Annotated in this window: 21 protein-coding genes and 12 tRNA genes; 31 read left to right on the top strand and 2 right to left on the bottom strand. The window is 40.1% G+C overall.

The window, feature by feature from the left end; genetic code table 11:
- Positions 1-62 precede the first annotated feature (62 nt).
- Complete coding sequence (locus GSM42_RS02725; RefSeq protein ID WP_160799769.1) at positions 63-2,195, top strand: Tex family protein; 2,133 nt, start codon at positions 63-65, stop codon at positions 2,193-2,195.
- Between the two features lie 68 nt (positions 2,196-2,263).
- On the opposite strand, the gene cmpA is transcribed toward GSM42_RS02725, so the two are convergent.
- Complete coding sequence (gene cmpA, locus GSM42_RS02720) at positions 2,264-2,404, bottom strand: cortex morphogenetic protein CmpA (RefSeq protein WP_160799767.1); 141 nt, start codon at positions 2,402-2,404, stop codon at positions 2,264-2,266.
- A gap of 141 nt (positions 2,405-2,545) precedes the next feature.
- Here cmpA and GSM42_RS02715 point away from each other — a divergent pair, with 141 nt between their 5' ends.
- The 30 genes from GSM42_RS02715 (at position 2,546) to GSM42_RS02570 (ending at position 18,720) form a co-directional block, all read left to right on the top strand.
- Positions 2,546-2,863 carry a hypothetical protein gene (locus GSM42_RS02715; RefSeq protein WP_160799764.1) on the top strand — a complete coding sequence of 106 codons (318 nt, stop codon included), beginning with the start codon at positions 2,546-2,548 and terminating at the stop codon, positions 2,861-2,863.
- A gap of 63 nt (positions 2,864-2,926) precedes the next feature.
- Positions 2,927-3,625 carry a Bax inhibitor-1/YccA family protein gene (locus GSM42_RS02710; protein WP_338055216.1) on the top strand — a complete coding sequence of 233 codons (699 nt, stop codon included), beginning with the start codon at positions 2,927-2,929 and terminating at the stop codon, positions 3,623-3,625.
- 470 nt (positions 3,626-4,095) lie between these two features.
- Positions 4,096-4,170 (top strand) — tRNA-Asn (locus tag GSM42_RS02705).
- Between the two features lie 5 nt (positions 4,171-4,175).
- Positions 4,176-4,266 (top strand) — tRNA-Ser (locus GSM42_RS02700).
- Positions 4,267-4,284: 18 nt separating this feature from the next.
- Positions 4,285-4,361: transfer RNA gene (locus tag GSM42_RS02695), tRNA-Glu, on the top strand.
- A 5-nt stretch (positions 4,362-4,366) separates the two neighbouring features.
- Positions 4,367-4,442, top strand: a tRNA-Val gene (locus GSM42_RS02690).
- A 28-nt stretch (positions 4,443-4,470) separates the two neighbouring features.
- Positions 4,471-4,547 (top strand) — tRNA-Asp (locus GSM42_RS02685).
- A gap of 8 nt (positions 4,548-4,555) precedes the next feature.
- A tRNA-His gene (locus GSM42_RS02680) sits at positions 4,556-4,631 on the top strand.
- A gap of 12 nt (positions 4,632-4,643) precedes the next feature.
- Positions 4,644-4,718 (top strand) — tRNA-Gln (locus tag GSM42_RS02675).
- Between the two features lie 25 nt (positions 4,719-4,743).
- A tRNA-Lys gene (locus tag GSM42_RS02670) sits at positions 4,744-4,819 on the top strand.
- Positions 4,820-4,830: 11 nt separating this feature from the next.
- Positions 4,831-4,915: transfer RNA gene (locus tag GSM42_RS02665), tRNA-Leu, on the top strand.
- Positions 4,916-4,938: 23 nt separating this feature from the next.
- Positions 4,939-5,024: transfer RNA gene (locus GSM42_RS02660), tRNA-Leu, on the top strand.
- 53 nt (positions 5,025-5,077) lie between these two features.
- Positions 5,078-5,154, top strand: a tRNA-Pro gene (locus GSM42_RS02655).
- 13 nt (positions 5,155-5,167) lie between these two features.
- Positions 5,168-5,241, top strand: a tRNA-Gly gene (locus tag GSM42_RS02650).
- Positions 5,242-5,345: 104 nt separating this feature from the next.
- Entirely contained in the window at positions 5,346-5,816 is a 471-nt protein-coding gene (gene tsaE, locus GSM42_RS02645) for a tRNA (adenosine(37)-N6)-threonylcarbamoyltransferase complex ATPase subunit type 1 TsaE (protein ID WP_420820960.1), read from the top strand.
- Positions 5,797-6,498 (top strand): tRNA (adenosine(37)-N6)-threonylcarbamoyltransferase complex dimerization subunit type 1 TsaB, encoded by a 702-nt coding sequence (gene tsaB, locus GSM42_RS02640; RefSeq protein WP_160799761.1) that lies wholly within the window; start codon positions 5,797-5,799, stop codon positions 6,496-6,498. Before tsaE ends, tsaB begins: the two co-directional genes overlap by 20 nt.
- Positions 6,495-6,959: a ribosomal protein S18-alanine N-acetyltransferase gene (rimI, locus tag GSM42_RS02635; RefSeq protein ID WP_160799758.1), complete on the top strand. Its 465-nt coding sequence runs from the start codon at positions 6,495-6,497 to the stop codon at positions 6,957-6,959. Before tsaB ends, rimI begins: the two co-directional genes overlap by 4 nt.
- On the top strand, positions 6,949-7,947 hold the full coding sequence (gene tsaD / locus GSM42_RS02630; protein WP_160799756.1) for a tRNA (adenosine(37)-N6)-threonylcarbamoyltransferase complex transferase subunit TsaD: 999 nt from the start codon (positions 6,949-6,951) through the stop codon (positions 7,945-7,947). The genes rimI and tsaD overlap by 11 nt, the downstream gene beginning before the upstream one ends.
- A 40-nt stretch (positions 7,948-7,987) precedes the next feature.
- Positions 7,988-8,266, top strand: coding sequence for a hypothetical protein (locus GSM42_RS02625; protein ID WP_160799754.1), 279 nt, complete (start codon positions 7,988-7,990; stop codon positions 8,264-8,266).
- Positions 8,267-8,437: 171 nt separating this feature from the next.
- Positions 8,438-8,854 carry a hypothetical protein gene (locus tag GSM42_RS02620; RefSeq protein ID WP_160799752.1) on the top strand — a complete coding sequence of 139 codons (417 nt, stop codon included), beginning with the start codon at positions 8,438-8,440 and terminating at the stop codon, positions 8,852-8,854.
- A 254-nt stretch (positions 8,855-9,108) separates the two neighbouring features.
- Entirely contained in the window at positions 9,109-9,354 is a 246-nt protein-coding gene (locus GSM42_RS02615) for a hypothetical protein (RefSeq protein WP_160799751.1), read from the top strand.
- A gap of 403 nt (positions 9,355-9,757) precedes the next feature.
- Positions 9,758-10,063 (top strand): hypothetical protein, encoded by a 306-nt coding sequence (locus GSM42_RS02610; protein WP_160799749.1) that lies wholly within the window; start codon positions 9,758-9,760, stop codon positions 10,061-10,063.
- A gap of 244 nt (positions 10,064-10,307) precedes the next feature.
- Positions 10,308-10,604, top strand: a complete 297-nt coding sequence (locus tag GSM42_RS02605) for a hypothetical protein (RefSeq protein ID WP_160799747.1) — start codon at positions 10,308-10,310, stop codon at positions 10,602-10,604.
- A 248-nt stretch (positions 10,605-10,852) separates the two neighbouring features.
- Positions 10,853-11,407, top strand: a complete 555-nt coding sequence (locus GSM42_RS02600; protein ID WP_160799745.1) for a 5-formyltetrahydrofolate cyclo-ligase — start codon at positions 10,853-10,855, stop codon at positions 11,405-11,407.
- Between the two features lie 65 nt (positions 11,408-11,472).
- Positions 11,473-12,132: a redox-sensing transcriptional repressor Rex gene (locus tag GSM42_RS02595; RefSeq protein WP_160799743.1), complete on the top strand. Its 660-nt coding sequence runs from the start codon at positions 11,473-11,475 to the stop codon at positions 12,130-12,132.
- Positions 12,133-12,144: 12 nt separating this feature from the next.
- Positions 12,145-12,909, top strand: coding sequence for a twin-arginine translocase subunit TatC (tatC, locus tag GSM42_RS02590; protein ID WP_160799741.1), 765 nt, complete (start codon positions 12,145-12,147; stop codon positions 12,907-12,909).
- A 120-nt stretch (positions 12,910-13,029) separates the two neighbouring features.
- Positions 13,030-13,314 (top strand): co-chaperone GroES, encoded by a 285-nt coding sequence (groES, locus tag GSM42_RS02585; RefSeq protein ID WP_160799738.1) that lies wholly within the window; start codon positions 13,030-13,032, stop codon positions 13,312-13,314.
- A gap of 29 nt (positions 13,315-13,343) precedes the next feature.
- Complete coding sequence (gene groL / locus GSM42_RS02580) at positions 13,344-14,984, top strand: chaperonin GroEL (protein ID WP_160799736.1); 1,641 nt, start codon at positions 13,344-13,346, stop codon at positions 14,982-14,984.
- A gap of 562 nt (positions 14,985-15,546) precedes the next feature.
- The gene (locus GSM42_RS02575; protein WP_160799735.1) at positions 15,547-16,989 is read left to right on the top strand and encodes an alanine/glycine:cation symporter family protein; all 1,443 of its coding nucleotides are present in this window, start codon (positions 15,547-15,549) and stop codon (positions 16,987-16,989) included.
- 138 nt (positions 16,990-17,127) lie between these two features.
- Complete coding sequence (locus tag GSM42_RS02570) at positions 17,128-18,720, top strand: catalase (RefSeq protein ID WP_160799733.1); 1,593 nt, start codon at positions 17,128-17,130, stop codon at positions 18,718-18,720.
- A gap of 77 nt (positions 18,721-18,797) precedes the next feature.
- Here GSM42_RS02570 and GSM42_RS02565 read toward each other — a convergent pair whose 3' ends face one another.
- Positions 18,798-19,091, bottom strand: a complete 294-nt coding sequence (locus GSM42_RS02565) for a hypothetical protein (protein ID WP_160799731.1) — start codon at positions 19,089-19,091, stop codon at positions 18,798-18,800.
- Positions 19,092-19,256 lie beyond the last annotated feature (165 nt).

The raw sequence follows: 19,256 nt of genomic DNA, 5'->3' as shown, positions 1-19,256 counted from the left end.
TTTACAGAGAATAACCAAGTGTGCCAAAATAGATAGCGAACACAAGTTTAGGTGGTGCGAAGATGGAAGTTATGGAATTAGTGGAGCAAGTTGCTCGTGAATTATCATTTCGAGTAGAACAAGTAAAAGTAACAATGGAATTAATAGAAGCTGGAAATACGATACCTTTTATTGCTCGATATCGAAAAGAGATGACAGGAGAACTGGATGAAGAGCAGCTTCGTCAGATTGAAGAAAGATATCGCTATATTGCTGGACTCTATACACGAAGAGATGAAATTATTCGTTTAATTGATGAACATGGTAAACTTACAGATGAATTACATGAAAAGTTGTTAAAGGCAAAAAAACTACAAGAATTAGAAGACTTATACTTACCATTTCGCCCCAAACGGAAAACAAGAGCAAGCATGGCTAGGGAAAAAGGCTTAGAGCCGTTGGCAAAAATGATATTGGAATCCAAGGAGACCACAGATAAAGAGCAATTAGCTGCCCCGTATGTTTTGGAGGAGAAAAACGTTAAGTCTACAGAGGAAGCCATCAAAGGTGCGTTGGATATCTTAGCAGAAGAGCTGTCTGAAGATGCTGATACGAGAAAATGGGTGCGTACCTATACATGGAATCAAGGTGTTTTGGAAGCAAAAGCAGTTGACGCTGATGAAACATCTGTTTATGAAATGTATTATGACTATCAAGAACCTATACGCACCATGCCATCTCATCGCGTTCTAGCAGTTCGCCGTGCTGAAAGAGAAGGAATACTAAAGTTGAAAATTAATGTACAGGAAGATGAAGTGTTCTCCCTGCTTCGTAAATGGTTTCCTCATGAAAATACATACACTGCTTCCATCATGCAAGATAGTTATAAGCGTCTGATTGCACCATCCATCGATCGAGAGATTCATGCGAAAATGTTGGTAGATGCAGAAGAAAAAGCAATTGACATCTTTAAAGAAAATTTACGACATCTGCTCCTTCAATCTCCAATTGCCGGAAAAGTCGTGTTAGGTGTCGATCCTGCTTATCGTACAGGGTGTAAGCTTGCAGTTGTAGATGATACTGGCAAGTTGCTTGACATTGATGTTATTTATCCAACTAAGCCAAATGAACGTACGGAAGAGGCAAAAGAAAAAGTTCATGCTTTATTAAAAAAATACCCGATCAGCTTGATTGCAATTGGTAATGGTACAGCCTCACGAGAAACAGAAGATTTTATTGCGGAAGTCATTCAAGAAGCAAATAAAGAACTGTTTTACGTGATTGTAAATGAAGCCGGAGCAAGTGTGTATTCTGCTTCCCCACTAGCGAAAGAAGAGTTCCCAGATTTAGATGCAGCAAGAAGAAGTGCTGTATCCATTGCTCGTAGATTACAAGACCCACTAGCGGAATTAGTCAAAATTGATCCCAAATCAGTTGGAGTAGGGCAGTATCAGCATGATGTGAACCAAAAGAAATTATCAGAGTCACTGACGCAAGTTGTAGAATCATCCGTTAACTATGTTGGGGTTGATGTAAATACTGCTTCACCCTCTCTGTTGCAATATATATCAGGGGTGAGTAAGACAGTAGCGAAAAACATAGTGGCAGAACGCGAGAAGATAGGAAAATATACAAATCGAGAGCAATTAAAAAAAGTTCCAAAACTAGGAGCAAAAACATTTGAACAATGTATTGGTTTTCTACGAATTCGTGAAGGAGATAATCCACTAGATAAGACACCTATTCATCCAGAGTCTTATCAAATAGCAACACAACTTCTCGAAAAACTTGATATCTCCGCATATGATTTAGGTTTGGAAGAAGCAAAAGAAAAGTTAAAAAAAGTAGATATCGTAAAAGTTGCAGCAGAATTAAATAGCGGAGTACCAACCATGAGAGATATTATTGATTCTTTGCTGCGACCAGGAAGAGATCCAAGGGAGTCTTTACCTAGTCCAATCCTGCGTTCGGATGTTTTAAAGTCAGATGATTTAGAGACGGGCATGCATCTAAAAGGAACGATTCGCAATGTGGTTGCATTCGGAGCTTTTGTTGATATTGGGTTAAAAAATGATGCACTAGTTCATATATCCAAACTGAGTAGACAGTACGTTCGAAACCCAATGGATGTAGTCACAGTAGGGGATATTGTGGATGTGTGGGTTCTTTCGGTAGATAAAGATCGTGATCGAGTAAGTCTGAGTATGGTAAACTAATCTAGAAAAGCTAAGAACTCCATGTTTATGGAATTCCTAGCTTTTTTATTCATTACGAATCATGTATGTTAAGGGAATAAATTTTTGCTTGCCTTTTCATCATATTCTTTTTTGATAAAGGTAAACCAACAACGATTTAAAAAACGAATTTGGTTGCGATCTTTTTTTCGAAACGCCTGCATCAATTGTTTACTCAGCCAATTGGGCATGCGTATACTCCTCTCGTTTTAAAATTGATATTACTTATGTTTATTACATGTATGGGTTGTCATGTGCCTATTTTAATGAGTTCAAAAAAAGGTGAATGAAATACAGTTTTATCGGGTAAAAGGTAGAAGAGGTGAATATACATGGATAAACAAACCTATTATGTTACAGTGGATGGAACTATTCACACGGAGAAAAAAGTAGATGATGCTCCTTACGATTTTGAAATCGAGGCAACAGAAGAAGAGATAAATAATTTACAAGATTTGTTCCAAGAAGCATACAATGAAGACTGGGGGACATATTTGGAAGCACATATCCCATATCAAACAAAAGACAGGCAAATGGAAAGTAAAGATGTAGATAGCAAGATAAAAGAAATTTATACTGCGATTTATCAATTAGGGAGCGAAGAGACTAAAAGAGGCATAAAAAGCCTAGGTATTCTTGATCTTTCTTGATCTTGTGAGTATACTTAGTAGTGAACATATGTTATCTTTAACATTTTATTGGAGGAATGAGTAGTGGGACCACAATACTATGAATCATCTTCTGCGGTTAGAACAGATCAACGCCTATTCCAACGCGTTTTTTCGTGGATGTTTGCTGGCTTACTACTAACAGGAATTATTGCATATTTCTTAAGTAGTAATACAGATATATCATTTTTAATCGCGACGACACCAGGAATCCTGTGGGGAGCTTTTATCGTACAGATTGTAGTCGTTTTGTCTATCTCAGCATTAATCGGTAAAATTTCGGCTTTTACTGCAACGTTTTTGTTTTTCTTCTATGCAGCAATTAATGGAATAACCTTTAGTGTCTTCCTTGCCTATGTAGACATTAGTACAGTAGGATCAGCTTTTATTATTACTGCTGGTATGTTTGGTATTTCAGCTGCACTTGGTTTTATTACCAAAAGAGATTTGTCCAAAATGGGATCTATCTTCTTGATGCTTCTCATTGGTATCATTCTTGCTAGTGTAGTAAACATTATCTTTTTGCAAAATAGTGGCTTCGATCTAGTCCTTTCCTATATCATTGTTGCTGTTTTCTGTGGTATTACTGCATATGACGTGCAAAATATTAAGCGTTTAAGTGCTAGTATACAATCCATGGATCAAAACACTGCGACGAAAGTGGCTATTTTTGGGGCGTTGATGCTTTACATCGACTTCATTGCTATTTTGCAAAACTTGATCTCTATTTTCAGCAGAGACTAAACAATAAAACGGATGTAAAACCTTCTCACATACAGTGAGAAGGTTTTTTTATAGTTCGCGAGTAACAAAAACTACTTTAATCTTAGAATGATAGAGAGCGTTCTTTCTCCCTAAAATTCTGATGATATTTTCGGAATGCATCTTTGCAAATGTGTGTTCTGTTTTTGGGGCATCCCTAGTCGATCATTAAATAAGAATTGCGAAAACCAAGCTGTCTGTTTGTGCTGGTCGTAGCAATAAAGAACTCTCTTTAACCCATGGGGCACACAGGGTTCGTTTGGTAATGAAGTAGTCATGAGACTACTGTCCCAAGAATCCCACAGTTTTATTCGTGAAATGCCAAAAGTGAAAAATTATGCTTGACGTAGAGGCATAAATCATGCTAGATTATAGAAGTCGCTCGAAACTAATAAAAAAAGCTTGCACTCACATAAGCTTTTTGATACAATAACTCTTGTCTTCAAAAATGTTCCCAAATAGCTCAACGGCAGAGCAATCGGCTGTTAACCGATAGGTTGTAGGTTCGAATCCTACTTTGGGAGCCAACTCTGGAGAGATACTCAAGAGGCCGAAGAGGACGGTTTGCTAAACCGTTAGATGGCGTCAGCCATGCGAGGGTTCGAATCCCTCTCTCTCCGCCAGACATTACGTTTTATTTAGGCCCGTTGGTGAAGCGGTTCAACACACCAGCCTTTCACGCTGGCATGCAGGGGTTCGAATCCCCTACGGGTCACCATTTTTGGGCGTTTAGCTCAGCTGGGAGAGCACTTGCCTTACAAGCAAGGGGTCGGCGGTTCGATCCCGTCAACGCCCACCATTTTCAAATAGTTTTACATTTCCCATTTGGGGCTGTGGTGTAGAGGCCTAACATGCCTGCCTGTCACGCAGGAGACCGCGGGTTCGAATCCCGTCAGCCCCGCCAATTTTGTGGCGGTCGTGGTGAAGCGGTTAACACACCGGATTGTGGCTCCGGCACTCGAGGGTTCGAATCCCTTCGATCGCCCCACTTTTATACTTTTGGGGAGTAGCCAAGTGGTAAGGCATCGGTTTTTGGTATCGTGTACCGAAGGTTCGAATCCTTCCTCCCCAGCCATTTTTTGAAAGAATATCTTTAGTAAGAGCCATTAGCTCAGTTGGTAGAGCATCTGACTTTTAATCAGAGGGTCGAAGGTTCGAGTCCTTCATGGCTCACCATTTTTAAATATGCGGGTGTGGCGGAATTGGCAGACGCACTAGATTTAGGTTCTAGCGCCGCGAGGCGTGGGGGTTCAAGTCCCTCCACCCGCACCATATTATTACAAAACTTCATACTTGCGGTCGTGGTGGAATTGGCAGACACGCTATCTTGAGGGGGTAGTGGCCCTAGGCCGTGTGGGTTCGAGTCCCACCGACCGCACCAATTTCCCTTCATGAAGAGTTATGACCGTAACTTTTCTTTTTTTATACCAAAAGCGGGGCGTAGCTCAGCTTGGTAGAGTCCCTCGTTCGGGACGAGGATGGCGCAGGTTCAAATCCTGTCGCCCCGACCAAAAACTTGAATATGCGGGTGTAGTTCAATGGTAGAACATCGGCCTTCCAAGCCGAATGTGAGGGTTCGATTCCCTTCACCCGCTCCACACAAAAAGCTGCTTTATACTAGCAGCTTTTTCTTTTTGTTTTACAAAAACTTTCTTCTTTGTTTTTTTCTTGGTAAGATAGAATTATTTATGATGAATGGGCGGTGAAAACCTTGGATAAGAACATACTGCTTTCTTCAAATGAAGAGGAAACGAAAGCAATAGCCTCACGTATCGGGTCCAAGTTATCCAAGGGTACAGTTATTGCATTAACAGGAGAACTAGGGGCAGGGAAAACTACATTTTCCCAAGGTTTAGCTATAGGACTTGGTGTAGAGGATTATGTAGATAGCCCTACATTTTCCATTCTAAAAGTATATGAAGGCAGACTGCCTCTTTATCATATGGATGTGTACCGTTTAGAGGAGAATAGCATAGAGGATCTGGGCTTGGACGAATATCTGTATGGGGATGGAGTGGCATTGGTTGAATGGCCGTCTCGAATCCAATCTCTTTTACCAAAAGATACGATTTTTATCTCGATTGAAGTTCTCCCATCTGGGGAAAGAGCAATTTCGATTGGTTCACCAGCATTGTACAAGGAGATATCACATAATGAATATTTTAGCGGTTGATACTTCCACGCTTGTTTTAAGTGTAGCTGTATTAAATGAGCAGAAAGTACTTGGTGAAAAAACAACCAATTTAAAAAAGAATCATTCTGTTCGTCTTATGCCAGCAATCGATGAATTATTGCATGATTTGGACTTATCTATAGCGGAAATCGACTTATTTGCAGTAACAGCAGGACCTGGCTCTTATACCGGTGTTCGTATTGGAGTAACAACAGTAAAAACATTTGCTTGGGCACAAAATAAACCATTCCTTGCAGTTTCAACCCTTGCAGTAATGGCGATGAATGGATTCTATTTTCCGGGATATATTGTTCCATTAATCGATGCTAGACGTGAGCAGGTGTATACGTCTATTTACAACGTTCAATCTGGAAGACTCAAGGGGAAAATGGAAGAGCAGATTGTACCAGTAGACGTTTTGCTGGAGGAGTTAAAAGAGACAGAAAAAGATATCTTATTTATTGGTGATGATAGTTCTCTCTTTGAAGAGAAAATAAAAGCAGAGCTAAAAGAACGAGCAGTTTTTGCTCCGTCAAGCCTTCAGTTTCCTCGTGCAAGTAACTTAGGTATTTTGGCTATGCAAAATTGGTTGGATTCAAATAGGAGTGAAAGGAACGATTATGCTCCTAATTACCTTCAACTGACACTGGCAGAAAAAAATTTATTGGGGCGTCAATCATGAACTCTACCAAAACAATTTTATTTCGTCCAATGAAAGTAACGGATATACCAGCAATCATGGAAATTGAGACTCTCTCATTTGCTGATCCTTGGAGTGCCTACTCATTTGAAGATGAAATCACTGCCAATGATCTAGCTTATTATATCGTTTCTTTAGTCGATGGTCAGGTTGTTGGGTATGCTGGAATGTGGGTTGTTTTAGACGAAGCTCAGATTACCAATGTGGCTCTGCATCCTGATTATCGCGGACAGGGTACAGGAAAAGAAATATTAGCTTATTTGATTGAGCTTGCAAAACAACTCGGAGCTTCCAAAATGACATTGGAAGTAAGAAAATCAAATCAAATCGCACAACGAATATATCGAAATCTTGGTTTTACGGTTATCGGAACACGAAAAAATTATTACCCAGATAATGGGGAAGATGCCATATTGATGGGACTGGTATTACATGAAAAATAAACAAGTCATTTTAGGAATTGAAACAAGTTGCGATGAGACAAGTGTTTCTGTTGTAGTGGATGGTGTTACCGTTCTTTCCAATGTAATCAGTTCCCAGATGGAAATACATCAGGCATTTGGTGGAGTTGTTCCAGAAGTTGCTTCCCGTCGTCATGTTGAGCGAATCACATTGATTATCGAACAAGCACTTTTAGAAGCGAACATAACGAAAAATCAATTAACTGCGATTGCAGTCACTCAAGGACCTGGGCTTGTTGGTGCTCTGTTAGTCGGTGTTACAGCAGCCAAAGCGCTAGCATATTCCGTGCAAATACCATTGATTCCTGTTCATCATATAGCAGGTCATATTTATGCAAATCACCTCGTTTCACCCCTTTGTTTTCCTTTGATCGCATTGGTAGTTTCTGGCGGTCATACAGAGCTGATCTTTATGAAGGATCATATGAATTTTGAACGAATCGGACGAACTCGAGATGATGCAGTGGGAGAAGCATTTGACAAGGTAGCTCGTCTCATGAACCTGCCATACCCAGGTGGGCCGCATATTGATCGTTTAGCAGCACAAGGAACGCCGTCTTATTCTCTTCCACGGGCTTGGTTAGAAAAAGAGTCTTTGGATTTTAGTTTTAGTGGTTTAAAATCTGCTGTGATGCAATTTATCAAACAAAATGAACGTTACTCTCAGAAAGATTTGGCCGCTAGTTTTCAAACTGCTGTCCTTGACGTGATCGTAGAGAAAACATTTCGGGCAATGGCTCAAAAGGAAGTAAAGAACCTTGTTATTGCTGGCGGAGTAGCTGCAAATAGTGGTTTGCGTACGAGACTTATCAGCCGTACAAAACAAGAAAACATCTCCTTGTGTATACCTCCTTTAGAACTTTGTACAGATAACGCGGCAATGATAGCTTCTGCGGGATATTTTTTGCTCAAGGAAGAGAAAAAAACAGACTTAGAGTTAAATGCTGTAGCTAATCTACAACTTATTTAACTTGCCATTTCTTAAACATCACTGAGAAATGAGGAACATCATGAATCAACCTGAGTGGAAGAAATTTGGGAAATTAGTTTTATTGGTTAGTGCATTTGGTTTAGGGCAACTGCTCGTTTGGAAGTTACTAGCTACTGTTAAAGTTGTGATTACGGTGAATGATTATGCTATCGACCTTACGGGAACACTTCATCTTTTAGAAAGTGTGTTGATTTATTCCGCTATTATTTATGTGATTCTCAAGAAATTGAAGTACTGGGATATATTGTTCCGAGCAGGAGATTTGATGAAAAAGAAAAGGAAGAGAATCTCCAAGTGAGAAGATGATTCAATAAATAAATGACCTCAAGATGAAAGAGCTAGCTAATATCATCTAGTTTTTTTGTGTTCTTATTTACATATATAAGTATTTTCATTTTGGGAATACTCTCGTATACTGAAGATATCAAGCACCCGTCCGATCGGCTATTTGCCGAGATTGAGGTTAGTCATGTTCGTTCTCGCTCGTATCGTCGACCAGATCGCCAACGCCATCAAGGTCACCATCAAGGCCATGTTCCTGATGTTCGTGGGAGGTCTGATGGTCATCGTCGCGCAGGACCACCCGGAGCTCGTCGACCAGATCAAGACCGAAGTACTCCTGCCCCTGGGTCAGTGGAAGGACACGGTCGTCAACTTCGACTACTCCCAGTGGATTCAGGCTCACAAGTGGGAGATCGTGATGTGGACTTTCCTCATCCTCTTCCTGGCCGCGCTCATCGACGAGACGCTGCCGAGCAACCGTCGCCGCAAGTCTGCCGTCGTGTTCGACTACTCGCAGCAGGCGTGCTGCCAGTGCCGTTGCTGGTGCCACTCCGGTCCCACCGGCGCTGTGACGCTGCCGCAGTCGCAGACACGTAAGTACTGATCCTCAACAAGGACGGGAACGGACAATTGTTGATGCTGACTTTCGTCATCATTCATCAGTTGTCCCCCGACATATAAGGCAAGTCCATATAGATGAAGAAAAACTAGCGTATTTTGCTAGTTTTTTTGTGTTCAGGTTGACTGAAAAAGTTTTATAAATTTATATTTGTTTCCTTAGAAGCAACCAAAGTATAATATATATAACAACAATCCGTCCTATGCCCAGTCCAACTGGGAGAATGTGAGTACATCATCATGTTCCGTCGTTTCGCTTTTTGGGTCGTCATCGCTCTGATCGGCTTCGTGTTCGGCTTCCTTGGTGCGACGAACTCCGCCAACAACAGTGAGCGTGAGCCCGCCAAGGTCGTGTCCCAGACCGTGGTGCTCGTCGAGGTTGACCGAACTTCCGCATACCATGAGATCAAGCAGGACCTCAAGTCCGTGAAGCACAACATCGCCAACTCGGTGGCGGTCCACGAGATCAATCGGGGCTCACCATGATGCACCAGAACCGTTGGTTGATCTGCCTCGGTTTGGTGGGTGTCTTTGGCTCCGTGGTCGGTCGCTGTTTCTGGATCGAGCACAAGTGCCAGAAGAGCGCGCGTATGAACTGAGCTTCATGAAGCAATTCTAGGACGATTCGAGCTGCATGGGGGAGCAGATCGTACCACACCATAGGACGGAAGGACAGTTGTATGCTAGTTGATGAGAGCCACTCATCCTACATCTGCTGTCCCCCGCATACAAGGAAATGAATAATGAATATAGATAAAAATGGATCAGCGAAATAGCTGATCTATTTTTGTATTTTTTGACAATAAAAAAATAACTTTTGAAATTTAATTTCCTTTTATTATAATAAAGATAACAACTATCCGTCCAAATCAACAAAAATGAGGTCATCATGTCTCCTTTCACTCGTGCGGAGAAGGTTGTCCTGAGTGTGTTCGCAGCTCTGGCCATCATCTTCCTGGTTTTGAGCCAGGCCGCCCCGTCTCTCTTCGACTTCAAGGTGTCTGTGGGTGGAATCGAACTGTTCTCTGGTAATCTCGGAACGATGTTCTGGGGTTCCATCGAGAACCTCAACGACTTCATCGAGAACAGCATCATCAACTTCGTGTTCAGTATCAATGGTGTCATTCTCGGAGTGCTTCTTCTCGTGGTTGGATTCGTAGTAGCCGAGCGAAAGCACTACAACAAGGAGCAGTGACCAGATAGGACGGAAGGGCAGTTGCATGCTAGTTGATGAGAGCCGCTCATCCTACATCTACTGTCCACCGAATACAAAGAAATGCATATAGATGAAAATAGGCTGGTCTTGCACCAGTCTATTTTGTATTTTTTTACTAGTAAAAACAGTTTTATATCTCCCCAATCATTCGATATAATAAGTTATCAGCACTCACACTTTCTCCCCCAAATGAGGAATTATGTTCACGCATAATAGGAAGCTTTTGATCGCAGGACTGGTTGCAATGCTCAGCTTTTTCACTTGTATCGGTGTAGGACATGTTGCATCTTCTTCTGATTCTAAGCCCATCTCCGTTGATCAGTCTGATATGTTCTCCGAGGAGATGCAGGCTGATCCGGTGCCAAAGATTTTTGATGGAATCAAGCAGGAATTTGCCAACACCAATCCCTTGTCCTTCGACAATCTGGTGAGTTGGATGGCATTCTTTTTCGTCTTTGGTGTTGGGTTTCTTGTTTTGATTGCTTATCATGAAAAGTTCTCCAAGCGCCAGGATAAGTAAACAGTTTGGCAAATGCCTATCTATTTTCCACTGTCATGGGGGGACAGCTGGTGATAGTATAGGGATTTAAGGGCGATTGTATGTTGAAGCTGACATCCAGTCAGACTCACATCCAATCGTCCCCCCGAAAATGTTAATTTTGATATAGATATGGCCAAGCAAATGCTTGGTCTTTTTTCTATTACAAAAGTGGTATGATGAGAAGGTTGATTCTTAGATGAAACAGAAGAGTAAGGAGGAGTATTTTTTTGGATAAAGACACAATTCGGAAAGAAATGTTAGCATTTAGAAAAAAAATTGGTGTCTCTCTTCGCATACAAAGTGCAAGAAAAATTTGTGGACGTATTACACAACTTCCCATTTATCATAAAGCTTCCTCCATACTGGTTTACTTCTCTGTACGTAATGAAGTGAGTTTATACCCCTTAATAGAAGATGCTTGGGTAAAAGGGAAAGCAGTATCTCTACCTCGTATGGAACAAGATGAAATTGTCCCAAGGCTATTTACTTCTCCAAGTGAATTAGAACACGGCGACTTTCATGTACTGGAGCCAAATGTATCTTGTGAAAAGGTGGATATAAAAAAAATTGATTTGGTTCTAGTTCCAGGAGTTGCATTTGATACGAAAGGATACCGGCTGGGTTTTGGCAAAGGACACTATGACCGATTTTTTGTTCATCTACCTAAAGTGTATAAGTGCGGTATCGCTTATGATGAGCAAATTGTGGAAACCATATATCCAGAAGACCATGATATACCTATGGATCTGATTGTTACTCCTAATAGAAATATATTGGAGTAATCAGGCGATATTTTCCCTGATGCTCGTTTTGCCGTATAATATAAGCTGGGAGGGGGTGGCTTTCCTTGGCAGAACAGAAAATCCCAAAAGTAACTGCAAAACGATTGCCATTATATTACCGTTATTTAGAAAAATTACACGCTATTGGCAAACAGCGGATATCTTCTGCTGATTTAAGTGAAGCACTACAGATTGACCCAGCCACCATCCGGCGGGATTTCTCTTATCTTGGAGAGTTAGGAAAAAAAGGATACGGTTATAATGTAACGTATCTCTTACAATTTTTAAGGGACTTCCTAAAACAAGATGAAGTAACCAATGTGGTGTTGATCGGTGTTGGTAACCTTGGAACAGCTTTATTGCGATATAATTTTTATCGAAGTCATAATACCAAAATTGTAGCTGGTTTCGATCAAGAAGATAGTAAAATCGGATCTGATATAGATGGTATACCTGTTTATTCGATGAACCGATTGTCAGAAGTAATTTCACTGCACCATGTTGAAGTGGCTATACTTACTGTTCCTTTGAATGTTGCACAGCCAACGGCTGATTTTATTGTCAATGCTGGTATAAGAGGTATTCTTAATTTTACACCAGCTAGGATCACAGCACCGGGGCATGTTCGCATACACCATATAGATCTTACTACTGAACTCCAAACACTGATCTATTTTCTAAAAAAATTTCCAGCAGATGAGATATTGGAAGAGGAAGAGTTTTAAGGGGTATCTTTGATGAGCGAAGAAGATTTTGAACAACAACCATTAGTAGAACATCTTTCAGAACTAAGGCGGCGCCTTTTTTGGGTGCTCGCTACTTTTGTTATTGGTCTTGTCGTAAGTTTTTTATATGCTTCTGACATATTTAAGATCATTAGTAAAGATGCGAATAAGCATTTTGAACTCTATGCACTAAGTCCAGCTGATTCATTTAAAATTTACATGCAGATTTCATTCGTAGCTGCTTTTATTCTTGCTTTGCCAGTATTGTTGTATCACTTATGGCAATTTGTTCGCCCTGGCTTGGAACGAAGAGAACAAAAAGCAGCATTGATTTATATTCCAATCGCCTTTCTTCTTTTTATTGGGGGCTTGTTGTTTGGTTATTTCTTGGTATTTCCGCTCATGATTGATTTTCTCACTAATATATCGAAAGATCTTGGTGTGAAACAGATGTATGGAATTTACCAATACATAAGCTTTATGTTCAATGTTATTGTCCCACTTGCATTTTTGTTTTTATTACCAGTAGTTGTGTTATTTCTGACTCGATTAAGGCTTATTACCCCTGAATTGTTAATCAAACTGCGTAAAGGAGCATATTTGGTTCTGATTGTTATTGCACTTATAATAACTCCAGACTTGATGTCCAATTTTTTGGTTGCTATTCCGCTTATTTTACTTTATGAAGTAAGCATTTTGCTTTCTCTTTGGTTATATCGTCGAATTGAAAAAGAAACAGAGGAAGAACAAGAGCGTGAAGATAAGTTGGAAACGTAGCAATTTTTTTTTGTGGAAAGCTTGCAAAATAGATGCCAGATGATTATCATAAGAATTGGGTGTTAGCACTCGACGTTGTCGAGTGCTAACAAACGAATGACAAAAGGAGGGTTTCCCATCATGATTAAACCACTTGGTGATCGTGTGATTCTAGAAGCTGTTGAAAAGGAAGAAACAACCGCTAGCGGTATCGTATTGCCTGATTCCGCTAAAGAAAAGCCACAAGAAGGAAGAATCGTTGCTGTAGGTGCTGGACGCATCGATGAAAGCGGTAATCGTGTTGCTTTAGAAGTTAACGCTGGTGATCTTGTAATCTTCTCCAAATATGCAGGAACCGAAGTAAAATATGGTGAGAAAGAATACCTCATCTTACGCGAAAGCGATATCTTGGCAGTAATCGAGTAATTTTTACATAAAGAAGGGAGATTTTTATAATGGCTAAAGAGATTAAATTTAGTGAAGACTCCCGCCGTGCGATGCTTCGCGGTGTGGATGCACTAGCAGATGCAGTAAAAGTAACCTTGGGACCAAAAGGGCGTAATGTTGTTTTAGAGCGTAAATTTGGATCTCCTCTGATCACCAATGATGGTGTGACAATCGCAAAAGAAATCGAACTAGAAGATGCTTTTGAAAACATGGGTGCACAATTGGTGAAAGAAGTAGCAACCAAAACAAACGATATCGCTGGGGACGGAACCACCACCGCTACTGTACTTGCTCAAGCTATCATTCGTGAAGGTTTGAAAAACGTTGCAGCTGGTGCAAACCCAATGATCGTTCGTAAAGGAATTGAAAAAGCTGTTTCAGCAGCTGTAAATCACATCCATGAAATTGCGAAACCAATCCAAGGTAAAGAGTCTATCGCTCAAGTTGCAGCTATTTCTGCTAACGATGACGAAGTAGGTAAACTCATCGCAGAAGCAATGGAAAAAGTGGGTAACGATGGTGTTATCACTGTAGAAGAATCCAAAGGTATTACAACAGAACTAGAAGTAGTAGAAGGTATGCAGTTTGACCGTGGATATATCGCATCCTACATGGTTACAGATACCGATAAAATGGAAGCAGTGTTAGATGATCCATATATTCTTATCACCGATAAGAAAATCAGCAACATCCAAGAAATTTTACCTGTGTTGGAAAAAGTAGTTCAACAAGGTCGTCCTATCTTGCTCATTGCTGAAGATGTAGAGGGAGAAGCGCTTACTACTCTTGTTGTGAATAAATTACGTGGAACCTTCACCGCAGTAGCAGTAAAAGCTCCTGGATTTGGTGATCGTCGTAAAGAAATGCTTCAAGACATCTCCATCTTAACAGGTGGTCAAGTAATTACCGAAGATCTTGGTCTTGACTTGAAAACTACTGGTCTAGAATCTCTTGGACGTGCTCGCCAAGTACGTGTAAACAAAGAGAATACCATCATCGTAGATGGTGCTGGTGAACAAAGCGAAATCAAAGGACGCGTTTCTCATATCCGTCAACAAATTGAAGAAACAACTTCTGAGTTCGACAAAGAAAAATTACAAGAGCGCTTAGCAAAACTAGCTGGTGGAGTAGCAGTTATCAAAGTTGGAGCAGCTACTGAAACCGAGTTGAAAGAGAAAAAACTTCGCATCGAAGATGCATTGAACTCTACTCGTGCAGCAGTGGAAGAAGGTATTGTTTCCGGTGGTGGTACTGCGCTTGTTAACGTAATTCGTGCAGTAGAAGAACTAGAATCTTCTCTACCTATTGGCGACGAAAAAACTGGTGTATCTATCATCAAGCGTTCCTTAGAAGAACCAGTTCGTCAAATCGCACACAATGCTGGACTAGAAGGTTCTGTTATTGTTGAGCGCTTGAAAAAAGAAGATGTAGGTGTTGGTTTCAATGCCCTATCTGGAGAATGGGTAAACATGATCCAAGCAGGTGTGGTTGATCCAGCTAAAGTTACTCGTTCTGCATTGCAAAATGCTGCATCTGTTGCTGCTATGGTACTGACTACAGAAGCTGTTGTTGCAGATAAGCCAGAAGAAAACAAAGCTCCAGCAATGCCTGATATGGGTGGCATGGGCGGAATGGGCGGCATGATGTAATTTAACTTTTAAAACTCAACCCTTATATCAGGGTTTTAAAGGTGAAAACATCATTTTAGGTGCTGAAAGTGCCAGAACTTTTTCAGAAATATAAATTAGAGGCTTCTCATTAGTTGAAAAAACTTTTGAGAAGCTTTTTTTTCTATCTTTTGTAATGTGCAAATAAACTGGTGTTGTAGCTTAATCTTCAACACTGATTTTTACGATTAGACCCCTTGGTTTTAGAAGGAAGATTAACTTATAGTCTTTTTTTAGAGAGAGTTAGACAGCTTGATTTAGCAATAAACACTGCTTTAGTATTTCAAGGTTTACCATCTAAAGTATTTGAAGAAGCAAAAGCGTTGGAAGTGTTAATAATTGCAGTATTTTCCGTAATTTTCAAAGATTGATTTATCATCATAATAAAATATCTATTAGCAAATGGAGACTATTCTATTATTTGTCTCTTTTCAATTTTATAATATAAAAAAATATGTTAGTAAAATTACATATATATTGTAAAACTATTAATCATTAATTATAATCTAAAATGTAAACACTTTCATAAATTAGGGGGGATACTTTGGAGCAATTTGTTAATAGTTTAAACGGTATTTTATGGAGTACACCAGTTATCTATATTTTGCTTGGTGTAGGTTTATTGTTTTCCATATTAACTCGATTCCTGCAGGTTAGGCATATTAAGGAAATGGTAGTACTGATGTTTAAAGGGAAAAGTTCAAAAGCTGGAGTATCTTCTTTTCAGGCGCTTTCGATTGCTCTTTCTGGTCGTGTTGGAACCGGTAATATCGCAGGTGTTGCGACAGCGATAGCATTTGGTGGACCAGGAGCTGTATTTTGGATGTGGGCAATAGCATTTATAGGTGCAGCAAGTGCATATATTGAGTCAACATTGTCTCAGATTTATAAAGTAAAGCAGGATGGACAATACCGCGGTGGACCTGCTTATTATATTGAAAAAGGTATTGGCTGGAAATGGTTTGCTGTCCTTTTTGCATTTGCAGCACTTATCGCAATGGCTATTTTAATGCCAGGTGTTCAAGCGAATTCAATTGCACTTGGGATAGAAAACGCATTTGGAATTCCTAAATATTTTACTGGAATAGCTGTTGTTCTTTTATTAGCATTTATTATTTTTGGTGGAGTAAAAAGGATTGCAAAATTTGCCCAAGTAATCGTTCCGTTTATGGCTTTATGTTATATTTTATTGTCAGTTATTATCGTTCTAATGAATATTTCTGAATTACCTAGTATCATTTCTCTTATTTTTAGAAGTGCTTTTGCTTTAGACTCTGCATTTGGTGGAATTGTCGGGATGGCGATCTCTTGGGGAGTAAAGCGTGGAATTTACTCAAATGAAGCTGGACAAGGTACTGGTCCACATGCAGCTGCAGCTGCAGAAGTTTCACATCCTGCAAAACAAGGTTTAGTACAGGCATTTTCTGTTTATATTGATACTTTATTCGTGTGTTCTGCAACTGCATTTATGATTTTGTTTACTGGAATGTACAACACTGAAGCACCTGATGGATCGTTCATTGTTAACAATTTAAAAGGTGTAGAGGCTGGTCCTGGTTATACTCAAGCTGCTATTGACAGCATTTTTCCAGGATTCGGATCAGGTTTTGTAGCTATTGCATTATTCTTCTTCGCATTTACAACAATTATGGCTTATTACTATATAGCAGAGACAAATATTGCTTACTTAGTACGAGGTAAGAATAGTAAGTTGCCGTTGCTTCTCTTAAAGCTTGTTATTTTAGGAGGAACATTCTATGGATCTGTAAAAACAGCAGCATTAGCTTGGGCGTTAGGTGATGTTGGGCTTGGAATTATGGTTTGGCTAAATATAATAGCGATACTAATCCTTGCAAAACCAGCATTATTAGCCTTAAAAGATTATGAACAGCAAAGGAAACAAGGACTCGATCCAATCTTTAATCCAAATGCTCTAGGAATAAAAAACGCAGACTTTTGGGAAAAAGAGTATAAGAAAGAAGATTAAGCTTCATAATAGATAATGGGTTGACTTTTATTCAAGTCAACCCATTTTTTTGATTTATACTTATTTTTAGGATGATATGTAAAAATATGGTTACGATAAATAGAGGATCGTACATTTTTGTGAGAAGGTGGGATTTTATTGGCACACGACAAGGTAAATCAAGGACAAAAAGATACCGAAGGAACTTTGACTAATCGACAAGGTCATCCGATTACAAACAATCAGAACATCCGAACGGTTAGTAATCGTGGTCCTGCTACATTAGAAAACTACGATTTCATTGAAAAAATAAGTCATTTTGATCGTGAAAGAGTTCCAGAACGTGTTGTTCATGCTCGTGGTGCAGGTGCGCATGGCTATTTTGAATCCTATGGAACAGTTGGAAAAGACCCAGTCTCCAAATATACTCGTGCAAAATTATTTCAAGAAAAAGGCAAAAGAACACCTGTATTTGTGAGGTTTTCATCTGTTATCCATGGTGGACATTCTCCAGAAACACTTCGTGATCCTCGTGGTTTTGCTGTGAAGTTTTATACAGAGGATGGCAATTGGGATTTGGTGGGGAATAATTTGAAAATATTTTTTATCCGTGATGCGATGAAGTTTCCTGATATGGTTCATGCTTTTAAGCCAGATCCCGTTACTAACATCCAAGATAACGAACGTTTTTTTGATTTTTGTGCTAACTCCCCAGAGACTTTTCATATGGTCACGTTTGTATATTCCCCATGGGGTATACCGGCAAATTATCGAATGATGCAAGGTTCTGGTGTGAATACATACAAATGGGTTAATCAAAAAGGAGAAGCAGTTTTGGTTAAATATCATTGGGAGCCAAAACAAGGAATTAAAAATTTAACCCAAAAAGAAGCAGAAGAAATTCAAGCGAAAAATTTTAATCATGCAACACAAGATTTGTATGAGGCGATTGATAATGGGGACTACCCAGAATGGGAACTACTTGTACAGATCATGAATGATGGAGAACATCCCGAATTGGATTTTGACCCACTAGATGATACAAAACTTTGGCCGGAAGAACAGTTTCCGTGGTTGCCAGTGGGAAAAATGGTACTGAACAAAAATCCGGAAGACTATTTTGCAGAAGTAGAACAGGTGGCTTTTGGGACTGGAGTATTGGTCGATGGATTGGATTTTTCGGACGATAAAATGTTGCAAGGACGAACTTTTTCCTATTCGGATACACAGCGGTATCGTGTAGGAGCAAACTATTTACAACTTCCTATTAATGCTCCGAAAAAAGATGTTGCCACAAATCAAAGCGGTGGACAGATGCAATATGTAGTCGACAATGCACCTAGTCAAAATCCACATATTAATTATGAGCCGTCCTTTTTAGGAGGACTGACAGAAGCAAATCAATCTGGACAAGAACATACTCCGCGTGTTGAGGGCAATCTGGTACGTCAATCGATTGATCGTCAAAATAACACCAAACAGGCGGGGGAAACATATCGTCAATTTGAAGACTGGGAGAAAGATGAGTTAATTTCTAATCTGGTGTCTGCACTAGCTCCTAGTGATCGTCGAATTCAAGAGGCAATGATCGCTCTAGCAGAAGAGGCAGATGAGGAATATGGGCACCGTTTGCGAGAAGGAATAAAAAGAGCTCCTAAAGGAGGGTCAAGTCAAAAATCTCTCGGTAGTAGAGCAGGGGAACAAGCTGTACAAGATGCGATAAAGAAAGGCCATGAAGCTGATCCCTATTAAGAAGAAGTGAAGTTATCTTTTAATAAAGTAGCGCGCCCCGTCGATCAATGATCGACGGGGCGCACCAACAGCTCGGATCAGTAGGTGAGGCCATCCGGGAAGATGGCTTCGATGTTGGTATTGGTTCCCCAGGTGAGCTTCAGGAGTCCACTCTTCTGGGGTTCGACCGAGATGTACTCATCACTGGAGCCGATTCGCCACTCACCTTCTGCGAAGTTCCAGATTGTGATCTTTCGAGTCTCGGAGTTCCAGAAGTTCTGGCTGTGCCTCGGCGCGGTCTCCAGCCATTCTTCATCGATCTCGATGGTCTTGAAGTCCTGCGAGCCCTGGGGCGCAGCCTTGAACTTGATTCGACGAGTGTACTGCTCCATATCTACTCTCCCTCAAGGATTCTTGCTGTTGGTTTGATAATTTAATGTTAAGTAAGAATAGTGAAGATTTCAAGTATAGATTTATGTATTTTCGATTTATCAAATTTAATTCTAATAGTGGTTGTTTTGAATGAGCTAACTAATAGGGGAGAAACTTTTTTTAAA

It is taken from the genome of Shimazuella alba (assembly GCF_009831235.1).
In the GTDB taxonomy this organism is placed as follows: Bacteria; Bacillota; Bacilli; order Thermoactinomycetales; family Thermoactinomycetaceae; genus Shimazuella; species Shimazuella alba.
The sequence above is the reverse complement of the archived record's forward strand: the minus strand, read 5'-3'. Positions and strand labels throughout refer to the sequence as shown.

What these genes read in the sequence shown, in the direction of transcription:
- groL (WP_160799736.1), top strand. Translation starts at nt 13,344, where the DNA reads ATGGCTAAAGAGATTAAATTTAGTGAAGACTCCCGCCGTGCGATGCTT.
- rimI (WP_160799758.1), top strand. Translation starts at nt 6,495, where the DNA reads ATGAACTCTACCAAAACAATTTTATTTCGTCCAATGAAAGTAACGGAT.
- tsaB (WP_160799761.1), top strand. Translation starts at nt 5,797, where the DNA reads ATGAATATTTTAGCGGTTGATACTTCCACGCTTGTTTTAAGTGTAGCT.
- tsaD (WP_160799756.1), top strand. Translation starts at nt 6,949, where the DNA reads ATGAAAAATAAACAAGTCATTTTAGGAATTGAAACAAGTTGCGATGAG.
- GSM42_RS02615 (WP_160799751.1), top strand. Translation starts at nt 9,109, where the DNA reads ATGTTCCGTCGTTTCGCTTTTTGGGTCGTCATCGCTCTGATCGGCTTC.
- GSM42_RS02625 (WP_160799754.1), top strand. Translation starts at nt 7,988, where the DNA reads ATGAATCAACCTGAGTGGAAGAAATTTGGGAAATTAGTTTTATTGGTT.
- tatC (WP_160799741.1), top strand. Translation starts at nt 12,145, where the DNA reads ATGAGCGAAGAAGATTTTGAACAACAACCATTAGTAGAACATCTTTCA.
- GSM42_RS02725 (WP_160799769.1), top strand. Translation starts at nt 63, where the DNA reads ATGGAAGTTATGGAATTAGTGGAGCAAGTTGCTCGTGAATTATCATTT.
- GSM42_RS02565 (WP_160799731.1), bottom strand. Translation starts at nt 19,091, where the DNA reads ATGGAGCAGTACACTCGTCGAATCAAGTTCAAGGCTGCGCCCCAGGGC.
- GSM42_RS02715 (WP_160799764.1), top strand. Translation starts at nt 2,546, where the DNA reads ATGGATAAACAAACCTATTATGTTACAGTGGATGGAACTATTCACACG.
- groES (WP_160799738.1), top strand. Translation starts at nt 13,030, where the DNA reads ATGATTAAACCACTTGGTGATCGTGTGATTCTAGAAGCTGTTGAAAAG.
- GSM42_RS02620 (WP_160799752.1), top strand. Translation starts at nt 8,438, where the DNA reads ATGTTCGTTCTCGCTCGTATCGTCGACCAGATCGCCAACGCCATCAAG.
- cmpA (WP_160799767.1), bottom strand. Translation starts at nt 2,404, where the DNA reads ATGCCCAATTGGCTGAGTAAACAATTGATGCAGGCGTTTCGAAAAAAA.
- GSM42_RS02610 (WP_160799749.1), top strand. Translation starts at nt 9,758, where the DNA reads ATGTCTCCTTTCACTCGTGCGGAGAAGGTTGTCCTGAGTGTGTTCGCA.